This is a genomic window from Achromobacter sp. JD417 (genome assembly GCF_041879325.1).
GTDB lineage: Bacteria > Pseudomonadota > Gammaproteobacteria > Burkholderiales > Burkholderiaceae_B > Achromobacter > Achromobacter mucicolens.
The window spans coordinates 3,254,217-3,274,930 of sequence record NZ_CP087159.1; the positions used below are offsets into that span (position 1 = coordinate 3,254,217).

The 20,714-nt window shown below is 66.5% G+C and carries 13 protein-coding genes; 6 read left to right on the plus strand and 7 right to left on the minus strand.

What is annotated here, in order from left to right:
* Positions 1-95: 95 nt before the first annotated feature.
* The gene (locus LN047_RS14910; RefSeq protein WP_373979423.1) at positions 96-995 is read right to left on the minus strand and encodes a LysR family transcriptional regulator; all 900 of its coding nucleotides are present in this window, start codon (positions 993-995) and stop codon (positions 96-98) included.
* Between the two features lie 164 nt (positions 996-1,159).
* Here LN047_RS14910 and LN047_RS14915 point away from each other — a divergent pair, with 164 nt between their 5' ends.
* Complete coding sequence (locus LN047_RS14915) at positions 1,160-2,341, plus strand: alpha-hydroxy acid oxidase (RefSeq protein WP_373979424.1); 1,182 nt, start codon at positions 1,160-1,162, stop codon at positions 2,339-2,341.
* On the opposite strand, the gene LN047_RS14920 is transcribed toward LN047_RS14915, so the two are convergent.
* The 6 genes from LN047_RS14920 to LN047_RS14945 form a co-directional block, all read right to left on the minus strand.
* Entirely contained in the window at positions 2,315-3,151 is an 837-nt protein-coding gene (locus LN047_RS14920) for a prolipoprotein diacylglyceryl transferase family protein (RefSeq protein ID WP_373979425.1), read from the minus strand. The two genes, LN047_RS14915 and LN047_RS14920, sit on opposite strands and share 27 nt — an antisense overlap.
* A gap of 91 nt (positions 3,152-3,242) precedes the next feature.
* Positions 3,243-5,357, minus strand: coding sequence for an HlyD family efflux transporter periplasmic adaptor subunit (locus LN047_RS14925; RefSeq protein ID WP_373979426.1), 2,115 nt, complete (start codon positions 5,355-5,357; stop codon positions 3,243-3,245).
* Between the two features lie 13 nt (positions 5,358-5,370).
* Positions 5,371-6,810 carry an efflux RND transporter periplasmic adaptor subunit gene (locus LN047_RS14930; protein ID WP_373979427.1) on the minus strand — a complete coding sequence of 480 codons (1,440 nt, stop codon included), beginning with the start codon at positions 6,808-6,810 and terminating at the stop codon, positions 5,371-5,373.
* 18 nt (positions 6,811-6,828) lie between these two features.
* Complete coding sequence (locus LN047_RS14935) at positions 6,829-7,605, minus strand: efflux RND transporter periplasmic adaptor subunit (protein ID WP_373979428.1); 777 nt, start codon at positions 7,603-7,605, stop codon at positions 6,829-6,831.
* Positions 7,602-9,224, minus strand: a complete 1,623-nt coding sequence (locus tag LN047_RS14940; RefSeq protein WP_373979429.1) for a TolC family protein — start codon at positions 9,222-9,224, stop codon at positions 7,602-7,604. The genes LN047_RS14935 and LN047_RS14940 overlap by 4 nt, the downstream gene beginning before the upstream one ends.
* Before the next feature lie 35 nt (positions 9,225-9,259).
* Complete coding sequence (locus tag LN047_RS14945; RefSeq protein ID WP_373979430.1) at positions 9,260-16,486, minus strand: DUF4347 domain-containing protein; 7,227 nt, start codon at positions 16,484-16,486, stop codon at positions 9,260-9,262.
* A gap of 328 nt (positions 16,487-16,814) precedes the next feature.
* On the opposite strand from LN047_RS14945, the gene LN047_RS14950 reads away from it, so the two are divergent.
* The 5 genes from LN047_RS14950 to fetB all read left to right on the plus strand — a co-directional run bounded on the left by LN047_RS14950 (position 16,815) and on the right by fetB (position 20,675).
* Positions 16,815-17,606: an amino acid ABC transporter substrate-binding protein gene (locus LN047_RS14950; protein WP_128828326.1), complete on the plus strand. Its 792-nt coding sequence runs from the start codon at positions 16,815-16,817 to the stop codon at positions 17,604-17,606.
* Between the two features lie 131 nt (positions 17,607-17,737).
* On the plus strand, positions 17,738-18,391 hold the full coding sequence (locus tag LN047_RS14955; protein WP_056318568.1) for an amino acid ABC transporter permease: 654 nt from the start codon (positions 17,738-17,740) through the stop codon (positions 18,389-18,391).
* A 31-nt stretch (positions 18,392-18,422) separates the two neighbouring features.
* Positions 18,423-19,175 (plus strand): amino acid ABC transporter ATP-binding protein, encoded by a 753-nt coding sequence (locus LN047_RS14960; RefSeq protein WP_152385503.1) that lies wholly within the window; start codon positions 18,423-18,425, stop codon positions 19,173-19,175.
* Positions 19,176-19,239: 64 nt separating this feature from the next.
* Entirely contained in the window at positions 19,240-19,884 is a 645-nt protein-coding gene (locus LN047_RS14965) for an ATP-binding cassette domain-containing protein (protein ID WP_373979431.1), read from the plus strand.
* Entirely contained in the window at positions 19,875-20,675 is an 801-nt protein-coding gene (fetB, locus tag LN047_RS14970) for an iron export ABC transporter permease subunit FetB (RefSeq protein WP_373979432.1), read from the plus strand. The genes LN047_RS14965 and fetB overlap by 10 nt, the downstream gene beginning before the upstream one ends.
* Positions 20,676-20,714: the final 39 nt, after the last annotated feature.

Genomic DNA, 20,714 nt, shown 5'->3' on the forward strand with positions numbered 1-20,714 from the left:
TACGCTCGCCAAAAGGGGAGATAAAGCGAATAATTTTCTGCTCAATAGAACGCTTTTGTGAAACTGTCGAGATCTTCGCTCAGGGGCATTTGCACTCACACCATCCCCGAGGGCGCATGAAAATCCAGGCAGGCCTCGGCGTGCGCGCGCAGCGTTTCCAACATGGGCCGCGTGTCGTCGCGGCGCCATTGGAACGTGTAGGTAAGCGGGCGCAGGGGCGCGAATCCGGGCAGGGGGTGCAAGTCGCCCCGGTCGATCAGGATGCGTGCCCAGGCCGATGGCAGGAAGCCCAGCCCCAGGCCTTGGCGGAGCATGGCCGCGATGCCGCCCCAACCGTTGCAGCACGCGTTGCGGCCCGGCGACACGCGTTGCTCGGTCAGCCAGTCGTCCAGGACGCGGATGGCGCCCGAGCTTTGCGGCAGGGTGATGAGCGTCAGGCCGGGCAGGTCGGCGGGGGTGAGCGTCTGGGGATTGGGGACGGCGCCGGCCGCGGCCACCCATTCGAAGTGGGCGCTGCCGATGACGCGCGACGCGATCGACGGCCGGGAAGAGGGGCCCGCAATGACGGCAAAGTCGAGTTCGCCTTCTTCCAGGCCGCGCTCGACCAGTTCGCCAACGCCCACGAAGGGCTCGACCAGCAGATCGGGGTGGTCGAGTTGAATCACTTCAATCAGGCGGGCCATCCAGGTCAGTGACGTCAGCTCGCCCGCGCCAAACCGGCAGCGGCCCGAATAACTGAGGTTGTTGCTGGCCTGCTGCATGAACTGGTCGGCGTTGCGCAGCAGATCCTTGGCGTGCGGCACCAGCTGTTCGCCCAGCGCGGTCAACGTGGCGCTGCGGGCGCTGCGGCTGAAGAGTTCGGCCCCGATGGACGATTCCAGTTCGCCAATCCGCTTGGACAACGACGAAACCGAAATATTCAGCCGGTTCGCGGCAATGGCGAAGTTCTTGCAGGTGGCAGCCCAGTAGAAGGCTTCGAGTTGCTTGAGCGTCATGAGAGGATGCAATCCGGCGGAGCAGGCTGATGAGGGCGAATAAAAGTGTAGGGAACAAGATCGATAAAGTCACTTTATTCAAACTGCCGTCGCGCCTATAGTCCCCGCCAATACCGACAACGACAGGACGGCCGCTCGCCGCGCGAGCGCCCCGAGGAGCCCACATGCCCGATCCGCTGCGCCGCATGCTCAGTCTGCACGACTTCGAAGCCGCCGCCAGAAAGCGGCTGCCCAAGCCCATCTATGCGTACGTGTCAGGCGCTGTCGAGGACGGCCATTCGGAACGCGGCAACCGCGACGCGTTCGCCGAATATAGCTTTCTGCCCAAGGTGCTGGTGAACGTGTCCGCGCGAAGCACCCGGTGCACCGTGCTGGGCCGGGAGTTCGCCGCGCCCGTGGGTGTGGCGCCCATGGGCATTTCGGCGATATCGGGTTACCGCGGCGATATCGTGATGGCCAAGGCGGCCGCGGATGCCGGCGTGCCCTGCATCATGAGCGGTTCGTCCCTGATCCGGCTGGAAACCGTGATGGAGCAGGCGCCGGGCACCTGGTTTCAGGCCTATCTGCCCGGCGACGACGCCCAGATCGCCGCGCTCATCGATCGCGTGGCGGCGGCCGGCGTCGGCACGCTCGTTCTGACGGTCGACACGCCGGTGGCCGCGAATCGCGAGAACAACGTGCGCGCCGGGTTTTCGACGCCGCTGCGGCCAAGCCTGGGCCTGGCGTGGCAGGGGCTGACGCATCCCCGGTGGCTGTTTGGCACGTTCCTGCGCACGTTGTTGCGTCACGGCATGCCGCACTTCGAGAACAACTATGCGACCCGGGGCGCGCCCATCCTGTCGGCCAGCGTGCTGCGCGACTTTTCCGACCGCGGCCACCTGAACTGGGAACACGTGGCCGCCATCCGACGGCGCTGGCGGGGGCAGATGGTGCTCAAGGGCGTTTTGCATCCCGACGACGCGCGGACGGCGCTCGCGCTGGGCATGGACGGCATCATCGTGTCCAACCACGGTGGCCGGCAGCTGGACGGCAGCGTGCCGCCGCTGCACGCCTTGCCCGCCATCGTGGACGCGGTGGGCGGCAGCATGGAAGTGATGCTGGACAGCGGCGTGCGCCGCGGAACGGACGTGATCAAGGCGTTGGCGCTGGGCGCGCGCTGCGTGTTCGTGGGGCGCCCGTTCAACTATGCGGCGACGGTGGCGGGGCAGCGCGGCGTGGCGCACGCGATTGCGCTGATCGCCGAGGAAGTCAAGCGCGATATGGGCCTGCTGGGCGTCGTGGATGTCGGTGAATTGAACGCCGAATTCCTGCAACGCGCTTCACGGCTTGCTGGACGCGGCGCGTAAGGCGTCCAGGCGCTGGGCCAGCGTGGCGGCCGACAATTCGCCCACGCGCAGGTCCACCATCCGTCCACTGGCATCCAGGAATAGCGTTGCCGGCAGGCCGCGGTTGCTGAGCTGGCGGGACGCGTCGCTGGCCGGGTCCATCAGCACGTTTTGCAGCGCCGGCGCATGCTGGCGCAGGTATTGCGTGATCTCGGGCGGGGCTTCGCCCTGGTTCAAGAACACGAAGTGCACGTCCGGGTGAGCAGCTTGCGCCGCTTCAAAGGCGGGCATCTCGCGCCGGCACGGCGGGCACCAGCTTGCCCACAGATTGACGACAGTGGGTTTGCCTTGATAGGCGGATAGCGCCGCGGGGACGGCGTTCAGGTCCTGCAGGCGAAGCTGCGCGAGCGCCGGCAGCGGTTGATCTGGCGGCGCCAGCAGGCGGCCCCCAGCAAGCCAGGTGGCCGTGGCCAACGCCAGGGCGCCGATGACGGCCGGCCTTGGCACGCCGCGGCGCAGCATGGCCGCCACGGCATAGATCCAGGCGGCCGCCAGACCCCACGTGCCGGCCCAACCGCCGTCGCGCACGTCGAGCACGGCAAAGGGGTTCTGCACGAACGGATCGCGGTACTGCCAGACAAAGCCCAGCCGCGCGGCCAGCAGACCCACGATCAGGGCGCCCCACAGCACGCCGGAGACGTCGGCGCGGCGGCCATCCCGGCCGGTGCGGTTCAGCAGGTGCGCCGCGAGCAGTCCAACAAGGGCGGCGGCGGCCAGCACGGCGAGTTCGGCGGGGAAAACAAGCGGGCCAAGACGGATGGCGGGCGGCATGCAGGTTCCTGATGGGAGAAGGCCGCCAGCCTAGCACGGCGCGGCCAGCCGGCAGGCTGAGGCGATCCGGCCAGGACCAGCATGGATTCCGTCAGAAGCCAATTTCCCGTTGCAGCGTTGCGACCGCAAGGCGGATGCCGGCGCCGATGAAGCTCTGGCGCCCCGCGCCCAGTTGGGCGGTGCCGTTCAGCTCGCGGTCCATGCCAGGTGCCCCGTCGCAGTCCGCAAAGCGGACCTGCCAGGTTGCGCGCAAAGGCACCAGCCCATGCGTCTTTGCGTCCCGCTCCGCCGGAATCGGACCGCCGTAGGTGCTGGCAACGCTGAGCTCATCCAGCGTGGATACGTTGACGGGGTCGATGGCCTGGACGCGGCAGGTGCGGGCGGCCATTTCGGGCAGGCTCGCGACGAACACGGCGGATTGCCCCGGCGCCAGCCGCGCAACCGCATCTTCTCCCACGTAAGCATTGCCCTTCACGCCATCCGGCGCGACCAGGTCGTACAGCCGTTCTCCGCGTGGCAGCCAAGTGCCTGGCGCCTGACCTTCACCGTCGGCCTGCACGATGCCGTCGAAAGGCGCGCGCACGCTCAGCTGCGCGATCTGCGCTTGCAGGCCCGCCACGGTTTCGCGCGCGGCGGACCATCGGCTTGTCAGCGCCGTGCCTTGCTGACGCAGGCGGTCGTCGAAGGGTTGCTGTTCGACTTGCCACCGCAACTGCTTTTCTTCGGCCGTGGCGGCCGCGAGCGTCGCCTGCAGGTCGGGAGACACGAGCACGGCCAGGACATCCCCGGCCTGGACACGCTGGCCGTCGCGAGCGGGCGGCGGGGTGTCGGCCAGATAGCCTGCAGCCACCGTGTACAGCCCTTGCGCCCGCTGCGGTCCCAGCACGGCCGGCGCGCTGACGCCGGCATGCCAGGGCACGACAAAGAATGCCACGACCGCCGCGCCCAGCAGCGCACTGCGCACCGTCTGGAAATTCCAGTGCAGGTCCTCACGACGCGAACCGATCGCCTTGACCTCGTTCCACACGGGGCGCAGGATGAACCACCACAACTCGACGCAAAACAACAGCATGCCGAGCACTTTGAAAAAGGCGTGATAAACGATCAGCGCAATCGCCATGAACACCATCAGGCGATATAGCCAGGTGGCGAACGAAAAGGCGACCAGGAAGCGCCGGCGCTGCGTGCTGCACGGTTCGGGCTGCGGATCGCCCAGTCCGAACAGCCGCTCGCGCAGCCACCAGCGGCCCATGGCAAAAGCGCGGTCATGCAGGTTTGGCATCTCCAGCCAATCCGACAGCAGGAAGTAGCCGTCAAAGCGCATGAACGGGCTGGCGTTGATCGCCAACGTGGCCACCCACGTCGTGGTGGCAAGCAGGAAAGCGCCGGACCGTAGCGGGCCGTCCGGCAGCAGGCTCCACGCCAGCGTGGCGAAGGCGGCGAGCGCCAGTTCGCTCAGCATGCCGGCCGCACCGATCTGAAGGCGTTCGCGTCGGCCCTGTACCTTCCACGCCTCGGTCGTGTCGGTGTACAGCATCGGAAACATCACCAGCAGCGCCACGCCCATCGTCGGAACCCGGCATCCATGGCGTTGCGCCGTATAGGCATGCGCCAGTTCGTGCAGGATCTTGGCAAATCCGAGGGCGACGCCTACGCCGATCAGGCCGCGCCAGTCGGCGTAGCCCTGGAAGGTGTGCAGGAATTCGTCCCAGCGCCGCGAGGCCAGGACCAGGCCGACGATCGCCACTGCCGCGACCAGCCACCAGAACGCCGGGCGGAAGGCGAACGACACATGGCGCGCGGTGGCGCGCAGGAAACCCATCGGATGCCATAGCGGAATCCGGATCATCAGGTAGTGCTTGAGCAGCCACATCGCTCGCGAAGTCTGCTGCGCGGCCTCGTGCTGTTGCAGCCGCTCGGTATCGGCGCTGGTTTCGGACACCAGCAGGTTCTGCTGGTGCAGCATGCGTGCCAGCGCCTCCAGGTCGTCCAGCGTGACGGTCAGCGTGGTGTCGCGATTGACGGCGTTCACAATGGCCTGCGCATCGTCCAGGGGCCAGCGCGACAGGATTTCGAACGCGGGCCAGCCGATCTGGAAAAAGCGGTTAGCGGCGGGGTCATGCAGCATCCAGGTCGGTGCGCCGTCGGGCGTGGCGGCGCCCGGCGTCAGGGTCAGTTCCTGGCGGAGTTGGGGAAGGCGGGCCATGGTGACAGCGGCGCTACCAGCCCAGCCACTGGCGGGCCTGGGTCAGCGGGCGGCGCAGCACGTAATAAATGGCCGGCACCCACGAGCCCTGGATGCGGGCCGTCCCCATGGAGCCCAGCGGCGGCTGCGTGCCGTCGGCATGCAGGCTGGCGCGCACCCGATACGCCAACACCCCATCGGGCGTGGGTTCGGCGCGCCAGGCCACCGATTCGATTCGCGCGTCGTAGCTCGACAGCGGTGAACTCTTGGGGTAGAACGTCAGCGGCGTGCCGGGTTGCACGTCGATGTTGTCGGCCACCGGCAGCCAGGCCGTCACCTGCACGCGTGCGGGATCAGCCAGCAGCAGAATCTTCTCGCCCACCGCCACGGCCTTGCCGGTCCATTCGTTGGGGTCGCTGAAGATGGCTACGCCGGCGCGTGGCGCATTGACATTCACACGCGCCAACTGGCGCGCGGTGTAGTCCAGCTCGACACGGCTCTGGTCGAGCTTGCCCTGGCGTTCCACCATGTCCAGACGGGTACGGTCGTCGGTGACGGCTAGCTGGGCCGTCTGCCGGTACTCCTCTTGCGCAGTGGCGAAATTCTTGTCGGCCAGCGCATGGCGCGAGCGCAGCGTGGTGGCGTCCAGGCTCAGCAGCGGGGTTCCGCTATCGACGGCCTGATTCGGCTTGATGTGCAGCTGGTCGATGACGCCGTCCAGCGGCGAACGAACCACGTAGGCGTCTTGCGGGGTGACGTCCGCCGGGGCCAGCACCGTCAGCCGCACGGGGATCAGGCACAAGCCTGCAAGGGCAAGCAGCACCCGCCGTTGCGTGCGTCCGGGACGCAGCGCGCTGCGCGCGCGGGCGCGCCAGGTGGCGCGCGGCGCGAAGGCTTCGAAGCCATGCGCCCAGACCTGTCCCAGTTCGGCCAGCAGCACCGTATCCACCGGGGACCAGGCCTGCTCGCGCGCGAACACCACGCCACCCAGTGGCCGGCCCGTGCGGTCGGCTAGCGGCAGCCATGCGGCGTGCGCCGGCCACCAGGCACTCCATTCGTCGGCCAGGTGCGGCGCATCGGCGCGCAGGTCTTCTGCGGTGAACGTGCGCACCTGCGGGCGGCGGGGCAGGACGGGGGCCGGCTGGCCTTGCACCTTCGCGGTGTCCGGCGGCGTGGACCGGGGTTCACGGGCCAACACCTTGCACACCGCGCTCAGCCACTGCACGTAGGGAGCGTTGGGATCGCTTTGCGGCAGGCCCGAGACCGCCGCAATATGACCCGGCGCGTCGCCGCGCCACCAGGCGGCCTGCCGATACGGCACCAGCCCCAGGGTTTCATTGACCAGCGTGAAACCCAGCGTCTTCTCACTGGCGGCCGCGCGTGCGCGGGACGATAGCTGCCATAGCAGCGCGAACTGCCTGCCGTCCAGCCGGACCTGTTGCGTGGCGTCGTTCGCCGTCTGTGATGCGGTCATGCCGTTACCGTGTTGCCGTCAGCGCGCGAAGGTCGTCCAGCCGCTCATGCCGGGCAAGAGCTCGGCCGCGCCCGTCGTCAAGGCAGCCGTCACATCAACGGTCTGCGTGACCGGATCGACCCGGGCGCCGATGCGCGCCACCTTGGCGGGATAGGCTTTGCCGGACTCGTCGACCTGCACGCTCAGCGCGTGGCCGGGCTTGAGCCAGACCAGCCACTTGGACGGCACGATCATCTTCAGTTCCAGATGGCTGGTGTCGACGATCGTCAGCAGGGGCTTGCCCGGCTCGGCAAATTGCTGCGGCGACGCGCTGCGCTTGGAGACCCGGCCATCGAAGGGCGCGGCGATGGCGCACTTGCGCACGGTCGCCTGCATGTAGGCGACGTCCGCGGAACTGGAATTGTGCTTGGCCTGAGCCTGCTGCACCTCCAGGTCGCCGATCGAGTTCGTGGCGCGCAGCTTGCGGTTCACGGCGAGCAGTTCGCCTGCGCCCGCGGCGTCGGCCTGGGCCTTGCGCAGTTGGGCGTTGAACAGCGAGCAATCCAGTGTGACCAGCATGTCGCCGGCACGGAACATGTCGCCGTCGCGGTAAGGCAGCGATGCGATCTTGGCCGAGATTTCGCTCGAGACCTCGACCTGGTCGCGGGCCACCAGCTGGACTCGGATCTTCGAGCCCGGTTCGTCGGCCGCCGGTGGCGCGGCGGGCGCCACGGCATCCGGCGCTGCCAGCGCCAGTCGCGTGGCGAGCAGCAACGCGGCCGCGCAAACCGCCCGGCCGTGAAAAAAGTGCGTCATTTCTGAAGGGTCCCGGGCATCGAGGTGGCAGGCGCCGCGGCGGTCAGCGCGGACTTTTGCGCAGCGGCCACCGTCTCAGCGCCGGGGGCATCCGCGCCGCGCGCCAGCGCGCCCCATCGCTTCTGTTCCTGGGCGATCGATGCTTCCACCGATGCCAGATCGTTGCTCGCCAGCTTCTCGCCCAACGGGTCCAGGCCAAGCGTGGCCAGCATCTGGCCGTAAGCGCTTTCCAGCTCGCCATAGCTTTGGTACACGCGCAGCTCGGACATCATTGCCGCCGTGGCCGCGCGAATCTCGTCCAGTTTGCCCTGCGCCGTGGCGACGGTGGCATTGTGGGTGTGCGTGAGAAGCTGCTGGTCGACGTCGTTGGCCTGCTTGTACAGATCGAACTGGCGGGTCTTGGCGGCAAGCTGGCTGCGCGACAGGTGCACCTGCGACAGCACGGCCATGCTCAGCGCCATGCGCTGCGCCTGGGCCACATCCAGTTGGGCCTGCGCCGCGCCACGGATATTGCCCGCGTTCAGTGCGTTCAGCAGGTTCCAGCTGATGCTGACGCCGGCAGACTGCCAGGTGTTGTAAACCAGGAAGCTGTTGCTGTCGTAATGCGTTCCCAGGCTCAGCTCGATGCCAGGCAATAGCTTGGCAATGGCCTTGTGCGTTTCATTGACGCTGATGCGTTCGTTGTAGCTGGCCTCGACCAGCTCGGGACGGCGCTGCAGCGCCATGTCTTCCATCTTGTCCATCGGCATATCGAATGCCGGCACCTGGAAGGTGTCGCTGCCGGCCAGCGTGAAGTCTGAACTGGGGTCCAGGTTCATCAGTGCGGCCAGGCGCGGCTTGGCTTCTTCCAGCTGGGTGCGTACCACTTCCAGCTGGCGCATCAGGTCCAGCAGGATGCGCTGGTAGGTCAGCGTGGTGATCGGCGAGCGCAGACCCTGCGCCTGCTCGCGGCGCGAGTCTTCCAACGCCACGCGTGCCTGCTCCAGCAATGGGCCGACGCGGTCGCGCAGGCGTTGTGCGCCCAAGGTCTGCCAGTAGCTTTCACGCACCTGCTGCATGAGAAGCTGCACGACCTTGCGGCGGCGCTGTTCCAGCACCAGCACATGGTCCGCCTGCTGCTTGGCCTCGAAGTAGCTGACGCCGAAGTCCAGGAGGTTCCAGGACAGGTTCAGGTCGGCGGTGCGGCTGTTCTGATCGGTCGAAAAGGACGGGATCAGCGACTCTTCGCCGGTATACAGGCCTTCCGAACCGGAGGCCAGCGGGTGGTTGCGGTGGTTGTAGCCCGCCTGCGCGGTCAGCTTGGGAAGCAGGTTGAAGTTGGACAGGTCAAGTTGCCGCTGCGACAGGGCCTCTTCCATCATCTTCAGGCGATGGTCCAGGTTGTAGCGGACCGCGCGCGCCATGGCCTGGTCCAGCGTGATGGGACCGCTGACGGGCTCTTGCTGGTCGAACAGTTTGGCGCGCTCGGCACTGGCCGTGGCGGCGCGATCGATCTCCGTGAACGGCTGGGGCTTGATCGCGCAGCCGGTCAGCCAGACCAGGGCGAGGGCGGCGGCGATCAGGGCGGGGCGCGGCACGCGTCCCTGGGGCGTCTTCTTGTTCACGTCGGCGTTTCTCATCGGAGTAAATGCGGGGGTAAGGGCGAAACCTTGGGTCATGACCGGTGCTCGGTTGCAGTGTGGGGGGCCGCAGACGGCGCCGCGTCGTTATGCGAAATGTGCAGGGCAGCCATCGCGTTGGCGAATTGCGCGGCCAGCGAGTCCTTGGCGGCGGGCAACGCGGCGCGGGGCTCGCTGGCGCCGGGGCGGGCCGGGGCGGCCGGCTGGTTGTCCCGGGCCTCGAAGTGCAGGACGAACTCTCGGCTGAAGCCGCCGGCCTGAAGCACGATGCGCAGCTGGTCCACGCCAGCCGGGGGGGTGCCTGTCAGCTCGCCGGAATCGGCGTCGTAGTGCAGCCAGGCCGGCAGCGGGGCGCCGCCCGGCAATCTTGCGGTGGTGATGGAGTGAAGGTCGGCGCGCATCGCTTGCGCATCCATCACGAACGGCATCTTCACGACCACCGAGAACGCGACGCCTGCGACATATCGCTGGGGGATGTCCACGGAAGGCAACGCCTGGACGCGCGAGGTGAAGTCGAGCTCCGGCGGGATGTAACGGAAATCGCCGGCGACTTGCTCGATCTTGGGGACACCAACCGGGCTCGGCGCCATGCCTGGATTACGGCCTTCTTGCGCAACGAGCGTGTAGAAGGGCGTGCTTGCGTCTCCCACGCGCCCGGTGGGCAATTCAAACACGCCCGTCTCGATGGCCGGCGCCTGGGCGGGATCCAGATAGCGCTCGGACGTCTCGCCGTTGTCATCCCGAAGCGCCGTGTCCACATTCTGCTGCGGCTGCGGCAGGATGGGAACGCCAACCTGGCTGGACGCGGACACGCCTTCGATGTGGAGCGTGCGCTGCAGGGCTGCGCTCGTTTTGTCGCCATTGGCCACGGTAAACAACAACGTGCGCGTGCCGTCGGTGGATTCGGCCTGCGAGTCGCGGTAGGTGACCGCGGCCAGTGCGGCCTGCCACTGCGCCACCGTCGCCGCGCCATTGACCGAGCGCAGCGTCAGCACGCCCGATGCGGGATCGTAGCTGGCCACGATGTCGCCGGTTTGCGCGGTTGCCGCGAAGCCCAGCACATCGCGTTGCGGATCGAACGTACCGCTGAAGGATACGGTGGCCGTGGTGGGCGGCGTGGCATTGAGGTCGGTCAGCGTAATGCCGCTGCCCACCGCGACGGGGCTCGCATCCTGGCTGGCGGTGTAGACGGGCGAAGCGCCGTCGTCGCTCAATTGCGGCGTTTGCCGCACTGCGGTGATGGCGACATCGCGCGAGAAGACCGCGCTAGTCTGGGCGCCGTCGTTGACCGCAATGCCGATGCTGCGGGTGGCGGCATCGGGCGTGATGGCGGTGTTGGTGTAGGTGATGGCGCGCAGCGCGGCCTGCCACTGCGCCAGCGTGGCGGTGCCGCCGGCCGAGGTCAGCGTCAAGGTGCCATTGACCGCGTCGTAGGCCGCGACAATATTGCCCATCGTCAGGCCGTCGTTGGCGAATGCAAGCACATCCTGGCCGGCATGGAAGCCGGCGCCAATCCGCACGGTGGCCGAGGCCAGCGTCGCGTTATCGAGGTCGGACAGCACGATGCCGCTGTCCACGGTCACGGGCGTCGAGACCGTGTTGTCGCCCGAGACGAAGGACGCGGCACCGGTGCTGCCGGAGGAAATCACCGGCGTCTGATCGGTGGCGGTGACGGTGACGTCGCGCGTGTGGATCGCGCTGGCCTTGGCGCCGTCGCTGACCGCAAAGCCGATGCTGCGGTTGGCGGTGTCGGGCGTGATGGCCGTGTTGAGGTAGGTGACGGCGCGCAGCGCGGCCTGCCACTGTGCAAGCGTGGCGGTGCCGCCCGCCGAGTTCAGCGTCAGCCTGCCATGAGCCGCATCGTACGTGGCGGCGATGTTGCCCATCGTCAGGCCGTCGTTGGCAAAGGCAAGCACGTCCTGGCCGGCATGGAAGCCGGCGCCGATCTGCACGGTGGCCGAGGCCAGCGTCGTGTTGTCCAGGTCGGACAGCGCGATGCCGCCGTCCACGGTCACGGGCGTCGAGACCGTGTTGTCGCCCGAGACGAAGGACGCGGAACCTGTGCTGCCGGAGGAAATCACCGGCGTCTGATCGGTGGCGGTGACGGTGACGTCGCGCGTGAGCGTGGTGCTGCTCTTGATGCCGTCGTTGACCGCAAAGCCGATGCTGCGGGTGACGGTATCTGGCGTAACGGCCGTGTTGCGATAGGTGACGGCGCGCAGCGCAGCCTGCCATTGCGCCAGCGTGGCGGTGCCGCCGGCCGAGGTCAGCGTCAGCGTGCCGTTGACCACGTCGTAGGCCGCGACGATATTGCCCATCGTCACGCCGTCGTTGGCGAACGCAAGCACGTCCTGGCCGGCACGGAAGCCGGCGCCGATCTGCACGGTGGCCGAGGCCAGCGTCGCGTTATCGAGGTCGGACAGCGCGATGCCGCTGTCCACGGTCACGGGCGTCGAAGCCGTGTTGTCACCTGCCACGAAAGATGCCGCACCGGTGCTGCCGGACGAGATCAACGGCGTCTGGTCAGTGGCCGTCACCGTGATGTCGCGCGTCACGACGTTGCTGAACTGCGGGCCGGCATTGACGGCAAAACTGATCGTGCGCGTCGCCGTGTTGGGCGAGACCCGGGTGTCGGCGTAGGTGATCGAGCGCAACGCGGCCTGCCATTGCGCCAGCGTGGCGGTGCCGCTCGCCGAGTTCAGGGTAAGGACGCCGGTCAGCACGTTGTAACTGCCGGTGATGTCGCCCATGGTCAGGCCGTTGTTGACGAACGACAGAACGTCTTCGGCGGAATGCAGATTTCCCGTGATGGCGACGACGGCCGAGTCGACGACATTGCCCAGCGGGGAGGCAAGGAGCAGGCCGCCATCGATGACGACCGGGCTGGACGACGTATTGTCACCCGCCACGAACGAGACGGGGCCCGTGCTGGGGCTGGACAAAGCGGGCGCCGAACTGATGACGTCAACGGTGTAGGACAGCGGCGCGCTGGTCTTGACTCCGTCGCTGATGGTGAACTCGACTGTGCGCGCACCCAGCGGCGCGCTGGCCGCGGCCGAGAAGTGGATGTTGGCCAGCAGCGATTGCCACTGCGCGAGCGTGCCGCCGGTGGATGCGATGGTCAGCTTGCCCACGGCGGCATCATAGGTAACGGTCATCCCATTCGTCAGCGTCGATGCAGGCAGGTCGAAGCTCAGGATGTCGCCCTGCTGCAGGCCCGACGTAATCCGCGCTTCCAGTGTCATTGCGACGAGCGAAGCGCCCGCGACATTGCGGTCCGTCAGCGTCAGGCCGCTGTCGATGATCTTGCCGCTTTGGCCCGGCAGGTAGGTCAAGGTGTCGCCAGAACTGCCCAGCACGGGCGTCTGATGGGTGGCGATGACGATGATGGCCTTGTCGGAGATGCCGCTGGACTTGGCGCCGTCGTTGACCGAGAAGGAAATGGTGCGGTTGAACGTCTGCGGCACGGCCGACGTGGCGGTATAGGTGACCGAGCGCAGCGCGGCCTGCCATTGCGCGGTGGTGGAGCCGCCGGCCGAGGTCAGCGTCAACGTGCCCGTTGCGGCATCGAAAATCGCCTGGATGTCGCCAAACGAGCCGCTGCCCATCGCCAGCACGTCCTCGCCCGTCTGGTAATTGCCCGTGATCCTTACCGTGGCCGAGACCATGGTCGGCGTGTCCGGATCGCTTAGCGTCAGCGACGCATCGATCACGATGGGCGTGGACGGCGCGTTGTCGGCCGATGTGAAGGTTGAGCTGCCGCCGCTGTTCGTCAGCACTGGCGACTGATCAACCCGCTCGACATCGATCGTGCGCTGGATACTGGCGCTGACCTTGAAGCCGTCGGTGATGACGAAGTTGATGGTGCGCTGCGTCGTGCTCGGCACCGCCGCAATGTCCGTGAACCGGATGGAACGCAGCGCGGATTGCCATTGCGCCAGCGTGGCCGAGCCGTTGCTGGAAGTCAGCACAAGCACGCCGGACGAATAGGACCCGGTAATGTTGCCCATCGTCGCGCCGTCGTTGGTAAACAGCAGCGTGTCGCCGTTGCTGTCATAACCGCTGGCGATCACGACGTTGGCCTGCGTCAGGGTGGCGCTGTCGAGGTCACTGACCATGATGCCAGCATCGATCACGATGGCGCTACCGGGCGCGTTGTCGCCTTGTGTGAAGGTAACGCTGCCCGCCGAGCCGGACAGGATAGGGGTTTGCGTGGAGGCCGTAACCGTTATCGCTGTCTGGGCGGCCGCGCTGATCTTTGTGCCGTCGCTGACACTGAAACTGACGGTGCGCGTGGCGGTGCTCGGCACGACCGCGGTCGAGGTGAACGTGATTGCCTGGAGCGCGTTTTGCCACTGGGCCAGCGTTGCCGTGCTGCCGCTGGAGTTCAACGTCAATACGCCATTGACGTAAGTAGCAAAGATGTTGCCGTAGAGGGCCGAATTGTTGTTGACGAAACGCAGGAGGTCGGTTGGCTGGTAGTTGCCGGAAATGGTGACGACAGCCTGCTGCAGCGGGCCGCCGTCCGCATCGCTGACGGTGATGGCGCTGTTGACGACAACGGGCGTGGAGGCTGAGTTGTCGCCGGATACAAAATGGGCGGTGTTGCCGCTGTTGCCCAGCAATGGGGTCTGGTCGGTGGCGGTCACGGTCACCGAGCGCGCAGCCACGGCGCTGGTCTGCGTGCCATCGCTGATCTGGAAGCTGACCGTGCGCGTGGCGCTGCTGGGCACGACCAGATCATTGGTGAAGCGGATGGATCGCAAGGCGGTCTGCCATTGCGCCAGCGAGGCGCCGCCCGCGGAGGTCAGCGTCAGGACGCCCGTGCCACTGTCGTAGACGCCGGAAATATCGCCCGACGTTGCCGGATTGCCGATAAAGACGAGTTCGTCGTGATTCACCTGGAAATTGCCGGTGATCGCGACGGTCGCGCTGGCCAGTGTGGCGCTGTTGCCGCCGCTGAGCGTGAGGCCCGCGTCGACGGCGACGGGCGTGGAGATGGTGTTGTCGCCGCTGGTGAACGCCGCGGAGCCGGCACCAGGGGTGACAGCCAGAGGCGTTTCAACCTGGACGCTGTGATGCAGCAGCGCGCTGGTGCTGGCGCTGTCCCGGACCGAGAATGTGATGTCGCGCAGGCCGGCGGATGTCGAGGCGCCAGCCGAGAACGTCACGGCCCGGAGTGCGTTCTGCCACTGGGCTACGGTGGCGTTGTCGGACACGGAAGTCAAGGACAAGGTTCTCGTCGCCGAGTCGTAGCTCCCGATGATGTCGCCGTACAGGGACACACTGGAGTTATTGAACGACAGGGTATCGCCCGCGATGTAGCCGGCAGAAATCGTCACGGTCCCGGCCGGCAGCTTCAGGCTGTCCGCGTCGCTGACGCTGATGGTGCTATTGACGACGATGCCTGCAGAGCCCGCCACGTAGTTGGTGTTGGCGGGCGAGCCGTCGCTGACGAGAGGCGTCTGGGGCGTTTCCGTGATCGTGATATTGCGGGTGGCAACATCGCTGTCGTTCTGTCCGTCACTGAACGAAAAAGCGATCGACCGCGTGGTGTCCGAGAGGCTGGGCGAGGCCATCGTGCTGGAAAACGTGACTGACCGCAGCGCGGCTTGCCATTGCGCGAGGCTCGCGGTACCGGTCAGCTGGAGCTCGCCGACGCTTGCGTTGTAGCTGCCTGAGATGCCGTTTTGCGCCGTGAATCCCAGTTGATCGCCGACGACAAAATTGGTGATCCGTACCGTCGCCGAGATAGCAGTGGACGTTCCGCTCAGCGTCAGGCCCGGATCGATGGCGACCGCTGTGCCGCCTATGCCGTTATTGGCCGATGACCACGCCGCATTGCCGGGGCTGGTGGTGACGAACGCGCCCACTTCGATATAAGCCAGGTTGTCCAGGGAGGGTTCGAAGGCGCCGGTATCGTTCTGGTCGATCAGTGAAAACGAAACGATGTTGTCGAACGCCGAACCCAGCTGGTTCTGGTTCGATACCGTACCCACGAATCCGCCTACCGTAGCCGTCGCCAACTGGATCAGTGCGCTGTGCGATCCATCCTTGTAGTTAGCCTGGATGTACAGGTCTCCATTGAAAGAACTGAGATCGAAGCCTTGCAGCGAAAATGTGTGGCCGTTGGCTAGCGAGATCGTCACGCTTCTCATGACTGAGGTGCCGTCGGCATTGAGCAGCAGCACGCCGTCGGTCGGGCCGTCGGTAATATCGGTCGGCCCGAACGGGCTATTGCTGTCGTTGTAGGCGTAGGAATTGGCCGCCCGGTCAAACGTGTACGTAATGCCATTCAGCGTAAATTGCGACTGGCCAATGGCGGAAAAATTGTTGGAGGCGGCGGTATCGTAGGTTTCGGTCGTGACCGCAAGGAGCCCGCCGTACTGCGCCAGCGCGATCGGCGAAGCGTTCAACGAGGCTTGAACGTCGCCAGCCTGATACTCGAGTGTCCAGTCCCCGCCCCGTGTCGCGGCGCCCGTGGCGTCGGTGGAGGCTGCGACGTCCAGGTGCGAGAGGTCGGCGATCTGGCGCACCAACGCCTGCCCATCGGCCTGCTGTGCGATGTCGCATCCGTAGATCAGGAAATCGCCGCCCGGGTTCATCGCCGCGCCGATCCGCGCCAGGTCGGCGCTGTGCGCCGCCAGCGAGGAGGCGGTCAGCCAGGTCGAGCCGGCCTGGATCGCGCCGTTGGAGCCGTGCGAAATCAGACTGATCGTGTCCACGCCGGGATGCGATTGGAGATATTGCGCAATCTGGGCAAAGCCGTCGGATCGGGCATCCAGCACGACATACTGCGTGCCGGGGGCAAGCCCGTCGATCAGCGTTTGATACTTTTCGACACTGGGATCGATGAACACCACCTGCGATTGCAGGTTCGACACCGCGATGCCGTCGGCGGCCGCCTGCTGGTCTTGTTGCTGCCTGTCGGCGGTCTGGGTTCCGTCCTGCGCAGTCTGGCGGCCCGCCGACTGGGCCTGGGCGGCGGCGGGCGGGGGCGTATCCGAGGCTCGAGGCTGACCGGCCGAAACGGCTGGCGGCGTGGCGTTAGCTTGGGAAGGGGCGTCGGCCTGAGGTTCGCCGGCGCGATGGATCTCCGGCGCGGGATCGGCCTGGTGAGGTTGCGCGGAGAGCGCCGCCACCGAGGCGTCATAGACAATGCGAGGCTCCAGCGCCATCAGCAGGGGAGACGCCGCCACGGCGGGGCGGGGGCGGTTGGCGCCGTTCAGGCTGCCCGCCAACCATTGTTTGACCTTCTTCATGACCTGCTTCTCCATGCCGCCAGCGGCTGTCGCCGTAAACGAGCCTGGAGACCCAGGGTGTCGAAGTCCGCAATATTCGGGGCGTTGTTGCGCGATCTTACAACTTTATGTGTCAATAGTGACGAGTATTAACATTATTTTTCTCGTCCGTAACTTAACCCCCACAGACGCGCGCCGGCATCCGTTGGGCGTTCGAAACGCAACCACCGCAGAAACGTCGGCGACCGCCCGCCGGCGCTTCCCGCCAGGAACGCTAAAATACCGCCTCGCGGCTTTTTGGCCAGCCTTTCCGGTATCCCCCTACCTGCGCCTGGCGCACCCCACAACGATGAAAAAACTGACTGCTGTACTTCTTGTGTCCGCAACCTCGCTGCTCACGGCCTGCGGTCCTGGCGACAACGCGCCCGCCGCGAGCGCCCAGGCGCCGGCCACGCCCAAGAAGGTTGTCGTGGGTCTGGACGACAATTTCCCGCCCATGGGATTTCGCGACGCCAGCAACCAGATCGTCGGTTTTGACATCGACATGGCCAAGGAAGCCAGCAAGCGCCTGGGCATCGAAGTGGAGTTCAAGCCCATCGACTGGAGCGCCAAGGAAGCCGAGCTGAACGGCAAGCGCGTCGACGTGCTGTGGAACGGCCTGACCATCACGGAAGAGCGCAAGAAGAACATCAGCTTTACCGCGCCCTACATGGCCAACCACCAGATCATCATCGTGGGCAACACCTCGCCCGTGAAGGTCAAGAATGACCTGGCCGGCAAGGTCGTCGGCGCGCAGGACGGCAGCAGCGCCACCGACGCCATCGCCAAGGATCCGGTTGCCGCCCAGATCAAGGAAGTGAAGAAGTTCGGCGACAACGTCACCGCGCTGATGGACCTGGCCGCGGGCCGTCTGGACGCCATCGTCGTCGACGAAGTCGTGGGCCGCTACCTCATCAGCAAGCGCGCGGGCGAATACCGCGTGCTGGAAGAGAACTTCGGCACGGAAGACTACGGCGTCGGCGTGCGCAAGGACGACACCGAACTCCTGGCCAAGCTGGACAAGACGCTGGATTCGATGAAGCAGGACGGCACCGCCGGCCGCATCGCCACGCAGTGGTTCGGCGCCAACATCATCAAGTAAACGAGAAAAGCGCCCGCGGCCCAATCGGCCGCGGCGCCTTTGCCGTTGCAGTTCGCAGCCCGCCGCGGCGCCGCAAGGCCAGGCGGGCTCGCCCATGATTCTCTCTTGCCCGCGCGGCGCGAACCCACTGCATGGACTACGTACTTTCCCTTCTGGGGCCCATGGCGCAAGGCGCGAAAGTGACCTTGACGCTGTTTTTCATCACGCTGGCGCTCGCCGTGCCGCTGGGCCTGGTGCTGGCCTTGGCGCGCATCTCGAAGTGGCCGCTGCTGAGCCGCGCCGTCAATGGCTATATCTGGCTGATGCGCGGCACGCCGCTGATGCTCCAGATGCTGTTCATCTACTTCGCGCTGCCGTTCGTGCCGGTGATCGGCATCCGGCTGCCCGACTTTCCGGCGGCCGTCGTGGCGTTTGCCCTGAACTACGCCGCATACTTCGCCGAGATCTTCCGCGCCGGCATCCAGTCGGTGGACCGTGGCCAGTACGAAGGCAGCAAGGTGCTGGGCATGACCTATCTGCAGACGCTGCGCCGCATCGTCCTGCCGCAGATGGTGCAGCGCGTGTTGCCCCCCATGAGCAACGAGACCATCACGCTGGTCAAGGACACCTCGCTCATCTACGTGCTGGCCCTCAATGACATCCTGCGCACCGCGCGCGGCATCGTGCAGCGCGACTTCACGACCACGCCGTTCCTGGTCGCCGCGGCTTTCTACCTGTTGATGACGCTGCTCCTGACCTGGTTCTTCCAGCACATGGAAAAGCGCTATGCCAAATATGACCAGTAATTCCCCGGCCGGGCTGATCACGCGCCCGGTCATGATCGAAGCCCGCCACATCGTCAAATCCTTCGGCGCGAACCGGGTGCTGGACGACGTTTCGTTGACCCTGGAGCAGGGCGAGGTGGTCGCGGTGATCGGCCCGTCGGGCTCGGGCAAGAGCACGTTCCTGCGCTGCCTGAATCACCTTGAGACCATCGACGAAGGCAGTATCGTGGTGGAAGGCGAAACCATGGCGGCCGCCGTCACCGGCGCGCGCAGCCAATACGCCAGCGACGCCGACGTGCGCCGCATCTGCCGCAAGATGGGCATGGTGTTCCAGTCGTTCAACCTGTTTCCGCACATGACGGTGCTGCAGAACATCATCGAGGCCCCCATCACCGTCAAGGGCATGACCCGCGCCCAGATCGTGCCCAAGGCCGAAGAACTGCTGCGCAAGGTCGGCCTTCTGAACAAGCGCGACAACTATCCCACGCGCCTGTCCGGCGGCCAGAAGCAGCGCGTTGCCATTGCCCGCGCGCTGGCCATGGAGCCCGACATCATGCTGTTCGACGAGCCCACCTCGGCGCTGGACCCGGAACTGACCGGCGAAGTGCTGCGCACCATGAAGCAGTTGGCCGACGAACGCATGACCATGCTGGTCGTGACCCACGAAATGGGCTTCGCGCGCGAAGTGGCGCATCGCGTCATCTTCATGGACGACGGCCGCATCGTCGAGGAAGCGCCTTCCGCCGCGTTCTTTGCCGCGCCCCAGCATGCGCGCAGCCGGGAGTTTCTGGCGCATATGCTCTGAGTCGCGCTGCCGTACGCCCCCTCAAGCCCGCCTCGCCGCGGGCTTTTCTATATGATTTCTACCCATGCAACCCGTGCCGGTTCCCAATCAACCCGATTCTGACGCTCCGCCGCTGCTCAGGCTGCGCGGCTTGTACAGCGAGCGCCTGGCGCCCGTGAGCCTGGATCTGGCCGCGGGCGAGTGCGCGGCCGTGGTCGGCGCGTCGGGGTCGGGCAAGTCGCTGCTGCTGCGCCAGATCGCCGACCTGGATCCCGGCCACGGCGAGGCCGAGCTGGATGGCCGCCGCCGGTCCGCCATGCGCGGTTTCGAGTGGCGGCGCCAAGTGGTGTATTGCCAGGCCGAGGCCGGCTGGTGGGATGACCATGTGTCCGCGCATTACGCGGACCGCGCAGAGGCGGTCGGCGTCATGAGCCGGCTGGGGCTGGCCGAGGACGAGTTCGATGCGCTGGTCCACGAACTGTCCACGGGCGAGCGCCAACGCATGGGTCTCGCGCGCGCGTTGCTGCAAGAGCCGCGCGTGCTGCTGCTGGACGAGCCGACCGCGGCATTGGACGAGGTCGCGACGGCGCTGGTCGAGGCCGAACTGGCGCGGTTTCTGACTCGCGGTGGCGGCATCCTGATCGTCACGCATAGCGCCGAGCAGGCCGGCCGTCTGGCGCGCCGTATCTGGCGGATGACGCAGGGCCGCATGGAGCCCCTATGGACGTGATCCAACTGCAGGCGCTGGATCTGGTGATCGCGTCGCTGCTGGTGCTGCTGAGCGCCGGCATTTCCTTTGCGCTGCGCCTGAACCTGCACAGGCAGGTGCTGTGGGCGGCGGTGCGCACGGTGGTGCAACTGCTCCTGGTCGGCCAGATCCTTCGCATCGTGTTCGCCCACGCCGCGCCATGGCTGACGGCGCTGGTGGTGGCCGTGATGATGGCGCTGGCCGCGCGCGAGGTGGCCGCCCGGCCCAAGGCGCGCCTGACCGGACACGGCAACGGCTGGGTCGGCACGCTGGCGGTGGCCAGCACCACGCTCATTACAGCGCTGTTCATCCTGAGCACCGCGTTGCGCCCAGACCCCTGGTACGACCCGCGCTACACCATCGCGCTGGTGGGCATCGTGTTGGGCAGCGTGCTCAATGCCGCCAGTCTGGCGCTGGACGGCATGCTGTCAGGCGTGCGCCGCGAACGGCTTGGCATCGAGGCGCGCCTGGCGCTGGGCGCCACGGTCCACCAGGCGTTCGCATCGCTGCTGCGAGAATCCGTGCGGCGCGGCATCGTGCCGAGCATCAACCAGATGTCGGCCGCGGGCATCATCACCTTGCCCGGCATCATGACCGGCCAGATCATCGCGGGCATGGACCCGGTGGACGCGGCTAAATACCAGATTCTGCTGATGTTCCTGCTGTGCGGCGCAAGCGGCATGGCAGCGATGGGAGCAGCCTATGGCGCCATGCGCCGGTTGACCGATGAGCGCGGAAGGCTGCGGCTGGACAGGTTGATGCCGGGGAGGTAGGGCGCGTGTCGCCTTGCCCACGAATGCAGGCATCCGGCG